We start from the raw sequence: 15807 nt of genomic DNA on the forward strand, positions 1-15807 counted from the left end.
ATGCTCATCAATTCTTAAGAATATTGCTTTCAGAACTGGAAAAATTTCTACATCTCGATTGTAATTAACCGCAGTTACTCCATATGCCTCTAGATGAAACGGATCAATCATATTAACATCATTTAGATCAGCAGTAGCAGCTTCATATGCAACATTAACTGGATGTTTTAAGGAAAGGTTCCAAATTGGGAAAGTCTCAAATTTAGCGTAACCAGCACGTACGCCGCGTTTGTGCTCATGATAGAGTTGAGAAAGACAAGTAGCCATCTTACCGCTTCCAGGACCTGGAGCTGTAATTACTACAAGTGGTCTTGTTGTTTGAATGAAATCATTTTTACCATAACCATCTTCACTTAAAATCAGTGAGATATTGTTTGGATAACCGGGAATAATATAGTGAAGGTACACTTTAACTCCCAATGCTTCTAGTTTTGATTTAAAAAGATTCGCACTGCTTTGGCCAGAATACTGAGTGATAGTTACACTACCAACATATAATCCCTTGCTATGGAAAGCGTCAATAAGTCGGAGTACATCCAAATCGTAAGTAATTCCTAAATCTCCTCGAACCTTACTCTTTTCTATATCAATGGCACTAATTACGATTACAATCTCTGCCTGATCTTTTAATTCCAGAAGCATCTTTAGTTTACTGTCTGGTTCAAAACCTGGTAATACTCGGGATGCGTGATAATCATCAAATAGTTTACCTCCAAACTCCAGATAAAGTTTGTTATCAAACTTACTGATCCTTTCCCGAATATGCTCCGATTGCATCTTTAAATACTTTTGATTGTCAAATCCGACTTTCATGTGTTACCGTCCCTTCTTTAATTTATCCTAATACATTTTTATTTTGACAAGAGAAGTAAATCCCACTTTTATGGATTAATGATAGCATGTTGATTGCTACCCTCTTGTTATTCATCAGAAAGGCTGAAAAATAAGCACTTTCTGTTTTAAATGCCTTCAAAAAAGCAAGCTTTGCTATTTTTTCTTAGTCATGACAAGAAAAAACATGTTTCATGTTCTTTTCCTTGCCATGAAATGAAAACATTTCTAAAAATACAACAAAATGGGTCTATAAAACCCAAACACGACTATTATAGCACAGGAAAATACAGTACTCAACCCAAAAGAGTTGCCATTTTTCTTAAAAAAATATTTGTTTTTGGTATATTAGTATAATCCGATAGAATAATAGTATTCTATTTTCTATATTTTTCAATATTGATAATCATTGCTATTTTGTATATAATAATCTCGAAGAACATAAATAGATTTTTTTACAATATATTGTCTATTTTTTAACGACAAATCAATATGTTGTGGTTTACTGGTCAAGCTTTACGTAATATTTTGCTTGCTCCCGAGTTTATCCACACAGCTGTATCAGCGTAAGGAGGGATAATGATGACTTCAGTTATGAAACATGAATGGGAAGGTTTTAAACAAGGTAGATGGAGCACTTCAGTAAATGTTCGAGATTTCATACAGAACAATTATACAATGTATGATGGAGATGAATCCTTTTTAGCAGAAGCAACCGAAGCCACCAAAAAACTTTGGGCTCAGGTTATGGAGCTATCAAAGCAGGAAAGAGAGAAAGGTGGAGTCCTTGATATGGACACCAAGGTTGTATCTACTATAGTTTCTCACGGCCCTGGCTATTTAGATAAAGATATTGAAACAATAGTTGGTTTTCAGACCGACAAGCCATTTAAGAGATCACTTCAGGTCTTTGGTGGTATTCGTATGGCACAGAGTGCTTGCCATGAATATGGATATGAAGTAGATGATGAGGTAGTACGTATTTTTACAGATTACCGCAAGACACATAATCAAGGCGTATTTGATGCTTATACTGATGAAATGAAACTCGCCAGAAAATCAGCAATCATTACTGGTTTGCCAGATGCTTATGGTAGAGGTAGAATTATTGGCGATTACCGTCGAGTAGCACTTTACGGTACAGATTTACTTATTGAAGACAAAAAAGAACAACTTACAACTTCCTTAAAGAGAATGACAAGTGATAATATTCGATTAAGAGAAGAATTAGCAGAACAAATTCGTGCATTAAAAGAATTAGCAAAGCTTGGTGAAATCTATGGTTACGATATTACGAAACCAGCTACAAATGCAAAGGAAGCTATTCAGTGGCTTTACTTTGGATATCTTGCAGCTGTAAAAGAGCAAAACGGTGCGGCAATGAGCTTAGGCCGTACTTCTACATTCCTTGATATTTATATCCAGAGAGATTTAGATAATGGAGTAATTACAGAAGAAGAAGCACAAGAATATATCGATCATTTTATTATGAAACTTCGTCTAGTGAAGTTTGCTAGAACGCCAGAATACAATGCCCTATTTTCCGGTGACCCTACTTGGGTAACAGAGAGTATCGCTGGTATTGGTACGGATGGACGACATATGGTAACAAAGACATCCTTCCGTTACCTTCATACATTAGATACCCTTGGAACTGCTCCAGAACCAAACATGACAGTTTTATGGTCAACTAGACTACCAAGATTATTTAAAGAATATTGTGGAAAGATGTCAATTAAATCCTCATCTATTCAGTACGAAAATGATGATATCATGCGTCCAACTCATGGTGATGATTATGCAATTGCTTGTTGTGTATCCTCTATGAAAATTGGTAAAGAGATGCAGTTCTTTGGAGCTCGTGCAAATCTTGCTAAGTGCCTTCTTTATGCAATCAATGGTGGTGTAGATGAAGTTCTTAAGATTCAAGTTGGTCCAAAGTACCGTCCAGTTGAGGGTGAATACCTTAATTACGAGGACGTAGTGTCAAAATATAAAGATATGATGGAGTGGCTTGCAGAGCTTTATGTAAATACGTTAAATGTAATCCACTACATGCATGACAAATACAGTTACGAAAGAATTCAAATGGCACTTCATGACCGTGAAGTAAAGCGTTACTTTGCAACTGGTATTGCAGGTCTTTCTGTAGTAGCAGACTCTCTAAGTGCAATTAAGTATGCTAAGGTAAAAGTAATTCGTGATGAGAATGGTATCGTAACAGATTACGAAATCGAAGGAGATTATCCAAAGTACGGTAACAATGATGATCGAGTGGACGATATTGCTGTACAGTTAGTGCATGACTTTATGAACATGATTCGTAAGCATCACACTTATCGTGATGGATTCCCAACCATGTCAATTTTAACAATTACTTCTAATGTTGTTTATGGTAAGAAGACAGGTAATACTCCAGACGGACGTAAGAAGGGTGAACCATTAGCACCTGGTGCTAACCCAATGCATCGTCGTGATACTCATGGTGCTGCAGCATCCCTAGCTTCGGTAGCAAAGCTTCCATTCCGTGATGCGCAGGATGGTATTTCGAATACGTTCTCCATTGTACCGGGTGCATTAGGTAAGAATGATGTGTTATTTGCTGGAGACTTAGATTTAGATGATATGTCTGATAACTAAGAAAGGAAGGATCCGACATGACGGAGCAAGAAAGAATAAATGAACTGGTTGCTATGCTTGACCAATTTGTCGAAGGCGGCGGTGGGCATATGAATATAACGGTAGAAGATTCTAAATTTATGGCAGCGGACCGGATAGATAAAACGTCCATCAGTGCAGATTGTCAAGGTGGAAACGTCGCATGTCAGGTTCCGACATTGCATCAAGGGATTGATGACTAATAAGAAAGATCTTTAAAATTAGTTCCTTTTGGAATTTTCTATAGATATTTCTAGATTAATACCTGCAGCTAAAGTTAGCAGGTCACGGAAAGGGATGGTTATTAATATGTCGAATCAACAAGTAGAAAATTTAGTATCATTATTAGATGGTTATGTAGAGAAAGGTGGACATCACTTAAATGTGAATGTGTTCACAAAAGAGACTTTATTAGATGCTCAGGCTCATCCTGAAAATTATCCACAGCTTACTGTACGTGTTTCTGGTTATGCTGTAAACTTTACGAAACTTACGAAAGAGCAGCAGGATGATGTTATTTCAAGAACATTCCATCAGTCGATGTAAGTGATTTATATCCATGTAAGTGATTTATATTTATGAGTAAAAGTGAACTCCCATCACTTTTATGAAAAATAAAAATATGTAGCGTTAAGTCGATAGGAGTTTGCTACCTTTTATTCATGACAAGTGAGACAGCTTGCTGGCTCAATTAATGCATGGAGGTAGTAGGCTCCTTTTTGAAATTGAAGTATTAGAACAAATAATATGATATTATCAAATTTTTACTCAAAAAATAGCAATGAATAGCAGAAGGTGTCATTGACTAAAATTCCATAAATTGGTATATTGTATCTAGTCATATTTTACTAGTTTACAGATTTTTACCAATGAGGGAAGAACGGAGGAACTATGTTAGGAAAAGTTCATTCAACAGAATCATTTGGAACAGTAGATGGACCTGGTATCCGCTTTGTCGTATTTTTACAAGGATGTCCTATGAGATGCAAGTATTGCCATAACCCGGATACTTGGGAGGTAAATGGAGGTACACTTCGCTCGGTAGAAGATATTCTAAAAGAATATGATTCTTATAAGGAATTTTTAAAAGGCGGAGGAATTACAGTAACAGGTGGAGAACCTTTACTTCAGCTTGAGTTTGTCACAGAATTATTTGAAGAGGCGACGAAGAAAGGAATTCATACCTGCATTGATACGTCAGGTATTACATTTCGACCAGCGGATAAAGAAAAGTACTTACCTTTGCTAAAGGTAACAGACTTAGTAATGTTAGATATAAAGCAGATGGATGCGATGAAGCATAAAGAATTGACAGGACATGATAATGCAAACATCTTAGAATTTGCGAGATTTCTCTCAGATCAAAAGGTTACGCTTTGGATACGATTTGTTGCAGTACCTGAGCTAACCGATGATTCTAAAGAACTAATACAGCTTGGAGAGTTTTTAGCAGAATTAACATCCTTAAAAGCTTTGGATGTACTTCCTTATCATACGATGGGAAAAAGTAAATATGAAGCAATGAACATGAAATATCCATTAGAGGGAGTACCGGATATGAAAGTGGAGGATGCGGTTAATATTAGAAATATTATTCTAAAGGCACGAAAAGAAGCAATCAATAAGCGGAAATCTACCTTAAGTTAGATGTGTTATGCTGCCCTTTGCATTCGCAGAGGGCAGTCCACGAAGCTGTTAGTTACCATAGAAAACCTTGGTACTAAATGGTGATATATACAAAAGTAAGATAAAACTGTTTTTACAATAACTATAATAAAAGATGGTAAAATTTCTGCAGAATATATTATTATTCTATTATAAGGGAGTCTACTGCATGATAATCTACATACGAATCTTTCTCTACGGTATTGTTATTGGTAGCTTCCTAAATGTCTGCATCTACCGCATTCCAAGACAAGATAACATCGTCATAACCAGGTCTCATTGCATGAAGTGTGGGACTGCACTTCAGGCAAGAGATTTAATACCGATGTTTTCCTACATCTTCTTAGGTGGTAGGTGCAGATATTGTAGGGAAAAAGTATCGTTGCAATATCCTTTTGTGGAAATTCTAAATGGAAGCCTGTGGGTAGTGACATTTTTATTGGTAGATGACCCTGTTAAAAGCATATTGTATTGCTTGATGATTTCTGGACTTCTCGTACTTAGTGTGATTGATTGGCGGACATTTGAGATACCGTTTGGGATCAATGTCTATTTATTTGTAATAGGATTAATTCGAGAGATTGTGGATGGAATTTCTATTTCCATCTTACTTGATTTTGCGCTGGTAAGTGGTTTTCTACTGTTCCTTTTTCTAATTACAAGAGGAAGAGGGATAGGAGGCGGTGACATCAAACTGATGGCAGCAGTAGGCCTTGTCCTTGGATGGAAGCTTACCATTGTAGCGCTCTTTTTTGGATGTTTGTATGGTTCAGTGATTCATATCATACGAATGAAAGTAAGGAAAACGGAACATGTTCTTGCTATGGGGCCGTATTTATCAGCTGGTATCATTACCGCTGTTTGGTTTGGTACAAAAATATTAGAATGGTATAACGCGGGGTGGAAATAGTTATGGCTCGCAGGCAGTTCAGTAGCGGTTTCAAATTCCTTAGCAGAGCGTTTAATTTATGATAAGTCAGAAGATGGATAAGGATTAGGATTAAAGAATAGAAACCGAAGTGATGATTGTACATCACTTCGGTTTTTTATGAAGACGTTTGTTTGCATGTAACCGCAATATTATAACTTATTCCAATGGTTGGAATCCAAAGTAATTTAAGATACCAAGGTAAATTCCATAAGCAAAGGTATACTGCTCATTTTGAAGAAGCAAGTTATCCTCATAATTTGTGATATATGCTAACTCAACAAGAATGGATGGCATCTGAGTACGACGTAATACATATAAGGATGGATTCGCTCTTACTCCATTGTATCTCGTACCTACTGTATCTACCATAAATTCCAATACGGATTCTGCTAAATTTGCAGCTTCAGTATAAAGAGCATAAACATAAACCTCAGAGCCATTTATCGCTGGATTAACATTTGCATTGCAATGGATACTGATAAAATAATCTGCTGGCCAAGAGTTTGCCATTTCAACTCTTGTTCTTAAGCTAGTAGAATTACTAGTTCCAAGAACTTCAGTAATAGTTTGGCGTGAAGTACGGGCTTCAAATCTAGGATCATTATTCAACAGGTCTCTTAGATAGATACCTACATTAAAGGTTACGTCCTGTTCGTCGATACCAAAACCGCTAGCCCCGCCGTTAATACCACCCGGATTGTGACCTTGATCTATAAATATTTTAATTGCCATAATAACTCACGTTTTCGTTTTACTATATCTTATTCATATAAGAACGAATTGATATATAGAAAAACAATCTTTCTATCTTTTTTGCTAGGTTAATTGTCGAAATAGCCCGTATAGATCGAGTTTGCCATAGCCCCAGATAGGATTCGGATACACCATATTAGGATTTCTAGATGCTCCACGATTTAACAATCCGCCAATATTTCTACCAGTTATAGTGGTATAGTTTCCTTTTAATGCAGCCCATTCCATGATCAATGCCATAATTCCAGCAGTATGTGCAGCAGCAGCCCCTGTACCAGTAGCGCTACCATAGGAATTTTGAAGTGTTGGGCAAGTTAATTGATATCCTGGGGCAGCAATGTCTGGTTTCACGACTGTACTAAGAGTAAAACCTCTGCTTGAATCGGTAATTATATTATCATTATTTTGATTGTAGGCGGTTACAGTAACAGTATTTTCTGCATTACCAGGGCTTGTTATGGTTATATTTGGGTCTGGTTCAAAAAAATAAGTTTCGGTTGAGATGAGGTTGCCAGATGGAAGCCATGCATGAAATGTAATAGCTCTTTTTTCTAAACTTACTAACTCAATAGTCCAAATCCCGCTTTTGGCGTTTTCAAATCTTATCAGGATAAGCTGATTTCCTGTTTCCTCCTCAAAATTTATATTACTTATATATAGAATTGATGAGTCCAGATTAAAATCAAATTCACGACATTCATTTAATCCCGGAGAAACCAGTGTTGTTTTTTCACCGGATGGTGAGGTGATTGTAACTGCAAGTCTAAAAGGAAGTCCCTGCCATATCTCAAGGGAAAACATTTTATCTTGTTCTGAAACATTCAGATGAAATTGTGTTTTAAAATTATTTTCTGTTACCTCACCCTTATAATGCCTGTAACTATTCCCTTCATTCCCTGCAGCGACGCTTATTCCAATACGTGGAGTGATTGATAGGTTATTTATTAAAAGACTTAGAGTGCCACTTCCGTCATGACTACCTTGGCTTGAACCCATACCTATGCATATTATTAATGGTTTATTGATTTTTGCAGCAACAGATCGCACATATTCTATGCCAAACATGATATCAGATTCCTGATAACATTCAATATTATCTGGTACCGAAAAAATTCTCCGACTATATCTTTTTGCTTGTTTTAATTTCACTACAATTAGTTCTGCACTGGTTGCTATACCACTAAAATCTTCTATTTTATTTGGGTTACCAGCAGCTATACCAGCAAGCATTGTACCGTGCCCATTATTATCCGTTGATGGCACGGATGAATAAGGATTTGATTGCTTTAAGGCATAATTCAATAAATTCTTGCTATATTCTGTTCCGAATGTAAAACCTGCCGGTGGAGGTCCATTTTCAATAGTCTGATCCCAGATAGAGTAGATTCTTGAGGTTCCATCCGTGTTTCGGAAGGCTTGATGCTGATAATCTATACCTGTATCAATAAAAGCCATTAAGATACCTTGGCCATAGAGTGGGAGATTTGTAAAATTCCGTACATTAAAAACGCCAGACTTTTCTAGACTTATTGTGGAATTTAATGTATAAATTTTAGGAAACATACGGTATGGATAGGTATCTAAAATACACATTCTAAAGTCGCTAACGGATACATGATTTATTGAATTTCGTTCATTGATTCTCGTAACATTATCATCTTTTTTTAATTGTTCAGCCAATATATTGTCAATGATTAGGTCGAAATAGTTCTCATCAATAACTTTATTAATAGTAATCTCCTTCCTCGATGAACTATGAATACAATTTCTTATCATAATGTTATGAGTAGAAGAATCGTTATATTCATTGTTAAAGAGGAGAATATGTTAAGTTAGATAAAATAAAGATATCATAATAGCTCAAGATTCTGCCTACAATTTTCATACAATCTCATAAAAAGCGGGATAAGAATATAGACGAATAGAATCAAATATGTTTTACAGTAAGAATTGCAATGGATTTCTTAGGGAGCACCACGTCTCCAACTATTAACTAGTATTTCAACGTGGTGTGTAATTTATGACAAGGAAAAGATCAAAAATCGAGCTTTTCCTTACTACATAATTATTTAGAACAGATTAGCACTCTTCTTCACTGATTTGATCTTGAATAAAGGTAGCCAATCTAAAATTGTGTCTGTGACCGTCATTTTGTGTTGTTACAGATTCTAGAAAATGAACATGCCTATCACCAACAGGAATTGCGCCCCCGGTTTTTCCACAGAATTCATGAAAATGATTCTCATAAAAATCTGTTCTAAACTTTACATTGTGAATGTGATCCTTATGACCAATTGGAATTACTTCTCCAGAAACAGTAGCAAAGCGATGGTTATGAGGATCTTCTTGTCGTTCTGCTATTTCAAGGCTGCCCTGTATTTCATGAACATGAGTCTGTTCTCTTTCTCTTTTGTGGTGATAATCAAAACACTGATGATTATAGTTACCCATTACTTTTTACTCCTATTCTAATATATTAGGAAATAAAAAATGCTTCCCATGTTACATTATGCAAAAATTGTTATAAAGTGAAAAATAATGAAGGATTAAGTAGAATATTTAAAAAAATTAGAGGAAAGGTTTTAAAAATAAATAAGGCTACTGATTCATTATTAAAGTGCACCATAAATATTAGATTATTTATCTAACATTTAGGTACACTTCATAGTTTCAGTAGCTTTTTTTGTATATTATTTAGAGATTGCTAAAAATTACAATTATTCTTGCTATACAAATAGGTGTATAGAATTCCGTGTCTAATTTCATCGGTTATTATTTCTGTTAACATATTGATATGAATACGATCCTGCATAGCAAAGAGAATCTGACGGTATTTGGCTACTGCACTTTCTTCACCTATAATGGAACGTTGAAGACCTTCGCAGTAACTTGATGGAGGTACAAAACGTTCGCCAGGTAACTGAGGGGGTGTTTTCCCTGTAAGTTCAGAATACAGTTTAAGAAAAAGACTATGATGTCTGATTTCATTATCACGTATTCCAGTTATAATTTGCCTATCTTCCTCAGATGGTGCATTATTTATTAAATAGGTATAAAATAATCTGTCCTCTTCTTCACCGGCAATAGCTTCCTCAATAAGTACAATAGCGTTTGTAAAATTTTCGGGATATGAATAAATATCCTCATTAATTGTAGTATTATTAGTAGTATTATTATTGTTGTTATTAGCGGTTGTGCGAACATCATAAAATACAGGTTCGTTGTAATCATAACGGGATTCATTGAATCGATAGTAACCATTATAGTGCATAAATTTCTCCAATATTAGCGTTTTTAATATTATATGATTGGAAAAATAGAATGGCACATCTATCGTTGTAGACTTTACTCAATCAAAGTCATATTCTATATAGAGATTGATATGGCCTTGGGAGACGCTGTACTAATGAAGATAGTAATTATAAGAAATACTTTATATTTTAAGTATCAAATTGTCTGAGACAGGGTCATGAAAACTATATGAGTCATATATTGTGTTATGTAAAAACTAAAAGGTGATATAAATGAAAATTGTTCAGGTGGCTCCCGATGTTTATCCTATCCCTCCGGTTAACTATGGAGGAATAGAACGGGTTATGTACGACTTAATAGAAGAACTGGCCAGGAGAGGCCATGAGGTCTTTCTTTATGCGCCAAAAGGGAGCAAGACGAGTGCCAGGTTAATCCCGTACCAGCATGAGAAGTCATGGAGTCAGCATGAGATATTGAAATATGTGTCAGCCACATTACCCGAGGGAAGTGATATTATCCATGACCATACCCATGCATCCATTATAGGAAGAGCCGCATTGCCTGTACCGACGGTATGTACGGAGCACTTTTCGGCAAATTGTCCAGTAAAATATCCTGTTTATGCAAGCAGAACTGTTCAAGAAAGGTATGGATGCAACCAGGGCTTTTTTATCCATCATGGGATCCGTTTGGAAGACTTTGAATATAAGGAGTTTAAGGAAGATTACCTTTTTTATATTGGAAAACTGGATGAATCCAAAGGACCTCAATTTGCTGTAAAGGTCTCAGAAAGAACGAATAAAATGCTTATACTTGCCGGTCCAATCCACGATAATGTTTATTTTGATAAGACAATTGCACCTGTGATAAAAGTAAATCCTAATATATTCTATATCGGTGAAGTTGGAGGGAGAAGAAAGCAAGACCTTCTTAAGAATGCCGCATGTGTACTATTTCCGACCTTATGCCAGGAATCCTTTGGGCTGGTTGCAATTGAAGCGTTGGCTTGCGGAACACCGGTATTATCATTTCCAAGTGGAGCAGTACCTGAAGTACTACAAGGATTTCCTGACTTTATATGTACGAATGTAGATGAAATGGTTCGAAAAGTGCTTAGCGGAGACTATCCAAAACCTCAGCTGTTAAGAGATTATGTTAAGAATAATTTTAGCATTGAAATCATGGCTGACAGGTATCTTAAAGTATACAGGAAGGTTTTGGAGTTGGAACATTTATATTATTCTTAACTGTATGTACAAAAAGTAACAAAAAATTGCATATTGCGTACTATGTAAATATTCTTACAAGTCAAGGAGGCTGAAATTATGAAGGGGGATCCCTTTTTAATTATGATACGCATTAAGTTAGCTGCTCCTGAAACAAATAACATGAATAATAACCTTGCAGCGTTTAGACAGCAAGGTTATTTTACTATAAGTTACTTTTTATGAACAATTGATTCACTTGATTCACACTGTCCAGTCTATGGGAATATATTATATTGAATATCTTAAGGTTAAGGAGATAAGGAAAAATATGCCCTCAATTTATGAGTCCAAATTAGAAAATGGTGAAGCTCTAACTCTGAAAGAGCTTTTTTATTATGCAGAAAAGCTTTTTGACGGCAAACAATATGATAAATCTATGGAGTATTATGGAAAATTCATAAAAGAAAAGGAAGGCTGGACCGGAGATAAGCTTATCGCCTGTGACAGGCTTGCAGATATGTTCAGACAAAAAGAGGACAAGGAAAACGAAATGCAAATCGTGTTCAAATCCTTTGAATTTGACTTACCTAGACCGGAATTTTTATGTAGGCTAGGAGTGCTATTTACTGAACTAGGTCAAATAAATATGGCAGTTTTCTGGTATAACCTTGCATTATCTATAGAGAAACCGGAAGATCATCTGGGTTTTTTCAAGGAGGAGTACTGGAGCTGGCTACCACATCTCAAGCTTTGTGGCTGCTACTTTAAACTTGGAGATTATAATAAGGCATATATGCATAACGAACTTGCGTTAGGTTTTAAACCAGGTGATGTGAGCCTACTGCATAATAAAAAGTCACTGGAAGTGCTTATGAATAATAATAAACCGGAGGGTCAAGTAAACCACAAAAGAAATTTAACAATTGTCCAGGTTGCACCAGATGTTTATCCTGTACCTCCTGCTAATTATGGCGGAATAGAAGTTGTAATCTATGAAATAACGGAAGAACTCGTAAGAAGAGGGCATAAGGTATACCTTTATGCACCGGAAGGGAGCAAAACAAGCGCCACCTTAATTCCTTACCAGCATTCGGGTAAGGGTGATTTTAACCAAATAGCTGAATATGTTCTTAAAACCATGCCAGAGGATGTTGATATCATACATGATCATACGCACATTTCAGTTTTGGGTAAAAAGAATCTAAATACACCGACTATATGTACGATTCACGGTACAATAAACTATCGTGTAAAATACCCCGTTTTTGTTAGCCAAAGAGCGCTTAACGTAATTGGTGGGGGCCATGGATTTTATGTGTACAATGGACTTAATCTGAAAGAGTATGAGTATTCTGAGGAAAAAGATGATTATATGCTCTACCTTGGAAGGCTCGACAAGATGAAAGGGCTAGGGCATGCTCTCGATATTGCAGATCTGACGAATAAGAGGCTTGTTATTGCAGGTCCCGTACATGATCTTGGCTATTTTAACAGTGAAGTGGAGCCGAGGATAAGAAAAAATCCGAAAATACAATATATTGGATCTATAGGAGGCAAGGAGAAGCAGGAGATTCTGAAAAAAGCTAGTTGCCTTTTATTCCCTACTTCATGGGAAGAACCATTTGGCCTTGTAATGATTGAAGCGATGACTTGCGGAACCCCTGTCATTGCACTTGGAAATGGAGCTGTTCCTGAAGTCCTTAAAGGATTTCCCGACTGTATTTGCAACAGCGTTGATGAAATGACGGATAAGGTGATGAAAGGAAACTATGCAAGGTCTAACGAGCTTCGTGAGTATGCAATCAAACATTTTACAACCGAGAAGATGGTGGACGGATATCTGGAGGTCTATGAAAAAGTAATTTCGGAACAGCCTGTCCACATAAGCATTCCAAGTAAAGTAAAAAGCAGAAAAGATACCTTGAAAATTATTCAGGTAGCCCCTGATGCTTTCCCTGTCCCGCCTAAAGACTATGGTGGAATTGAAAGGGTTATATATGACCTTACGGAAGAGCTTGTCAAACGAGGTCATGAGGTATTTCTCTTCGGAGCAGAGGGTAGCGTAAGCAGTGCAAAAATAATTCCATATACGCATAAAGGTCCAGATTCTGAAAAAATAGCTGAATTTATAAAGAGAACCATTCCCTCTATTGGCGCAGATATAATACATGACCATACACATGCTTCCGTTTTAAGCCGGTGTGACCTTTCATTGCCTATTATCAGTACCATTCATGACAGTCGTAAAAACTCCGCAAAAAATCCTATTTACCTATGTCAGAAAGCACTAAGAATTGCTGGATTGAACCAGGGATATTATGTATATAACGGTATTAATCCTGGAGATTATGAGTTTTCTGAAAGCAAAGAGGATTACCTTATTTTCTTAGGAATTTTATATTCACATAAAGGGATCAACTATGCACTTGATGTAGCTGAAAGAACAGGAATGCGACTCATTATTGCGGGACCTCTTTATGATATTGAGTATTATAAAAAAGCGATAGAACCTCGGATAAAAGCAAACGCGAATATAAGTTATGTAGGTTCTGTCGGAGGAAAAGAGAGGCAGAAACTTCTGAAACATGCTAAATGCATGCTTTTTCCGACTGTATGGGAGGAGCCTTTTGGACTTGTAATGGTTGAAGCAATGGCATGCGGTACACCTGTCCTTGCATTTGGCAACGGAGCAGTCCCGGAGGTACTGAAAGGATTCCCTGAATTCATTTGTAGTAATGTGGATGAAATGATTCAGAAGGTCCAAAATATGGAATTTCCGAAAGCGAAAGTACTAAGAACCTATGTTGAGAATAATTTCTCCGCAGCAAAAATGGCGGATAATTATTTAGATATTTATAGAAAAGTTATTGAAGAAGATAGAAGTTAGTAGGCACAACATCATTTTGTAACCATAATAAATATATAAAACAGAAGTTTGCTGAGGTGGATTTATGATTACTATCAGTTTGTGTATGATTGTCAAAAATGAAGAGGATAATATTTCTAGATGTTTGATTTCAGTTAGAGATATTGTTGATGAAATTATAATTGTTGATACGGGATCTACTGATAAGACAAAAGAAATAGCAGGACTATTTACAAATAAAGTCTATGATTTTGAGTGGATAAATGATTTTTCAGCAGCAAGGAATTTTTCATTTTCGAAAGCAACAAAGGACTATATTCTTTGGTTGGACGCTGATGATGTACTCCTTGATGCAGACCGGTTAAAATTAAAGAGGGTTAAGGAAATTCTTGACCCGAGTGTCGATGTAGTAATGATGAATTACAACTATGCATTTGATGAAAAAGGTAATGTAGTATTATCGCATTTCAGGGAACGGCTATTAAAAAGAGCAAAGAATTTCTTCTGGAGCGATCCAATTCATGAGTTTATTTCATTTGAGGGAAAAGTAGTAAATTCTGATATAACCATTACTCATAAAAAAGCGCATACGAACAACCGTAGAAATTTAAACATACTTGAAGCAATGTTGGCCGAAGGCAAGGAGTTTTCACCGCGCAATATGTTTTACTTCGCAAGGGAAAAGCTAAATGTGAATGAATATGAGGGAGCTATTGAATATTTTAACAAGATGCTTGATTCAGAAAAAGGATTGCCTGCAGACTGCATAACCTCCTGCATTTATCTTGCTAAAGCATACAAAGCTAAAGATGACAGGAAAAATATGCTTAAAGCCTTGATCAGAAGCTTTGAATACGACACACCAAGAGCAGAAATCTGCTGTCAACTAGGTTATTTCTATAAGGATATCGAGGATTACAAAAGAGCTATTTTTTGGTTTGATCTGGCTATGAAGCTTGAAAAACCTGAATCAAAATGGGGACCAATACTTCATGAATATTGGGGTTTCATACCATCTATTGAGCTGTGTTTATGTTATTACAAGCTGGGAAATATTGAAGAAGCTATTAAATTTAATAATAAAGCTGCAGAGTATAAACCTGAGCATCCTTCAGTTTTACAAAACAAAAGAGTTTTTGGCAATATTAAAAATTAAATATATAAATATAATCACCGGATACCCCAATTATTTCAGAACTTTCGTGTAACAATTTAGGTTATTACGACATAATTATGTATATAGAGATACTATTTGAATTAAAAGGGGGGGTGACAAATGCCTAATAATAAAAAATTTTACAACAAGTTTGATGTTAAAAAAAACGGGAAGCTCTCAGAAGATGATTACAACCAATGTCATCATAACGATGATGATTATGGACACGATTGTGATGACGACGATAGCAGATACGATTGTGATGACGACGATTATAGACACGATTGTCATAAAGACTGTGATAATATCTGTGATGAATGCTGCTTTTTGTGTGATACTGAATTGATTATTTGCCTTCTTACCAATAAAAAATTCGGATTAAAGGAGATCAAAAGAGAAGTAAGAAGGATTGAAACTATAGTTGGTGCTATCGAGACTATAGTTGTTGAAATTCAGACCCAGGTAGCTGTGATCGACACGAATGTGG

The 15807-nt window shown here is 36.0% G+C and carries 15 protein-coding genes; 10 read left to right on the forward strand and 5 right to left on the reverse strand.

Annotated features, from left to right (window positions below):
* A partial coding sequence (locus tag RTP52_RS19685) for a DUF1846 domain-containing protein (protein ID WP_312373063.1) occupies positions 1–813 on the reverse strand: 813 nt, incomplete at its 3' end.
* 612 nt (positions 814–1425) lie between these two features.
* Here RTP52_RS19685 and pflB point away from each other — a divergent pair.
* The 5 genes from pflB to RTP52_RS19710 all read left to right on the forward strand — a co-directional run bounded on the left by pflB (position 1426) and on the right by RTP52_RS19710 (position 6064).
* Complete coding sequence (gene pflB, locus RTP52_RS19690) at positions 1426–3471, forward strand: formate C-acetyltransferase (RefSeq protein WP_312373077.1); 2046 nt, start codon at positions 1426–1428, stop codon at positions 3469–3471.
* Between the two features lie 17 nt (positions 3472–3488).
* Positions 3489–3692 carry a hypothetical protein gene (locus tag RTP52_RS19695; protein ID WP_312102437.1) on the forward strand — a complete coding sequence of 68 codons (204 nt, stop codon included), beginning with the start codon at positions 3489–3491 and terminating at the stop codon, positions 3690–3692.
* Positions 3693–3798: 106 nt separating this feature from the next.
* Positions 3799–4035, forward strand: a complete 237-nt coding sequence (gene grcA3, locus RTP52_RS19700; RefSeq protein ID WP_029504053.1) for an autonomous glycyl radical cofactor GrcA3 — start codon at positions 3799–3801, stop codon at positions 4033–4035.
* A gap of 345 nt (positions 4036–4380) precedes the next feature.
* Complete coding sequence (gene pflA, locus RTP52_RS19705; protein WP_312102434.1) at positions 4381–5136, forward strand: pyruvate formate-lyase-activating protein; 756 nt, start codon at positions 4381–4383, stop codon at positions 5134–5136.
* Positions 5137–5323: 187 nt separating this feature from the next.
* Positions 5324–6064, forward strand: coding sequence for a prepilin peptidase (locus RTP52_RS19710; RefSeq protein WP_312373065.1), 741 nt, complete (start codon positions 5324–5326; stop codon positions 6062–6064).
* A 177-nt stretch (positions 6065–6241) separates the two neighbouring features.
* Here the strand turns inward: RTP52_RS19710 and RTP52_RS19715 are convergent, their stop codons facing one another.
* The 4 genes from RTP52_RS19715 to RTP52_RS19730 all read right to left on the reverse strand — a co-directional run bounded on the left by RTP52_RS19715 (position 6242) and on the right by RTP52_RS19730 (position 10109).
* A complete protein-coding gene (locus tag RTP52_RS19715) occupies positions 6242–6817 on the reverse strand; it encodes an N-acetylmuramoyl-L-alanine amidase family protein (RefSeq protein ID WP_312107206.1) in 576 nt (191 codons plus the stop codon).
* Between the two features lie 84 nt (positions 6818–6901).
* Positions 6902–8518, reverse strand: coding sequence for a S8 family peptidase (locus RTP52_RS19720; RefSeq protein ID WP_312373067.1), 1617 nt, complete (start codon positions 8516–8518; stop codon positions 6902–6904).
* A 399-nt stretch (positions 8519–8917) separates the two neighbouring features.
* Positions 8918–9289: a YmaF family protein gene (locus RTP52_RS19725; RefSeq protein WP_312107208.1), complete on the reverse strand. Its 372-nt coding sequence runs from the start codon at positions 9287–9289 to the stop codon at positions 8918–8920.
* A gap of 253 nt (positions 9290–9542) precedes the next feature.
* Positions 9543–10109 carry a ferritin-like domain-containing protein gene (locus RTP52_RS19730; protein ID WP_312373068.1) on the reverse strand — a complete coding sequence of 189 codons (567 nt, stop codon included), beginning with the start codon at positions 10107–10109 and terminating at the stop codon, positions 9543–9545.
* Between the two features lie 253 nt (positions 10110–10362).
* On the opposite strand from RTP52_RS19730, the gene RTP52_RS19735 reads away from it, so the two are divergent.
* From RTP52_RS19735 to RTP52_RS19755, 5 genes are all read left to right on the forward strand, one after another.
* Positions 10363–11337: a glycosyltransferase family 4 protein gene (locus RTP52_RS19735; protein WP_312373069.1), complete on the forward strand. Its 975-nt coding sequence runs from the start codon at positions 10363–10365 to the stop codon at positions 11335–11337.
* 78 nt (positions 11338–11415) lie between these two features.
* Positions 11416–11541, forward strand: coding sequence for a hypothetical protein (locus RTP52_RS19740; RefSeq protein ID WP_312373070.1), 126 nt, complete (start codon positions 11416–11418; stop codon positions 11539–11541).
* Between the two features lie 34 nt (positions 11542–11575).
* Positions 11576–14185 carry a glycosyltransferase family 4 protein gene (locus RTP52_RS19745; RefSeq protein WP_312373071.1) on the forward strand — a complete coding sequence of 870 codons (2610 nt, stop codon included), beginning with the start codon at positions 11576–11578 and terminating at the stop codon, positions 14183–14185.
* A 64-nt stretch (positions 14186–14249) separates the two neighbouring features.
* Positions 14250–15320 (forward strand): glycosyltransferase, encoded by a 1071-nt coding sequence (locus tag RTP52_RS19750; RefSeq protein ID WP_312373073.1) that lies wholly within the window; start codon positions 14250–14252, stop codon positions 15318–15320.
* A gap of 184 nt (positions 15321–15504) precedes the next feature.
* A complete protein-coding gene (locus RTP52_RS19755; RefSeq protein WP_312373075.1) occupies positions 15505–15666 on the forward strand; it encodes a hypothetical protein in 162 nt (53 codons plus the stop codon).
* Positions 15667–15807: the final 141 nt, after the last annotated feature.

Origin of the sequence: Lachnoclostridium sp., assembly GCF_031997925.1 — a bacterium.
Taxonomy (GTDB): Bacteria; Bacillota; Clostridia; order Lachnospirales; family Lachnospiraceae; genus Lachnoclostridium.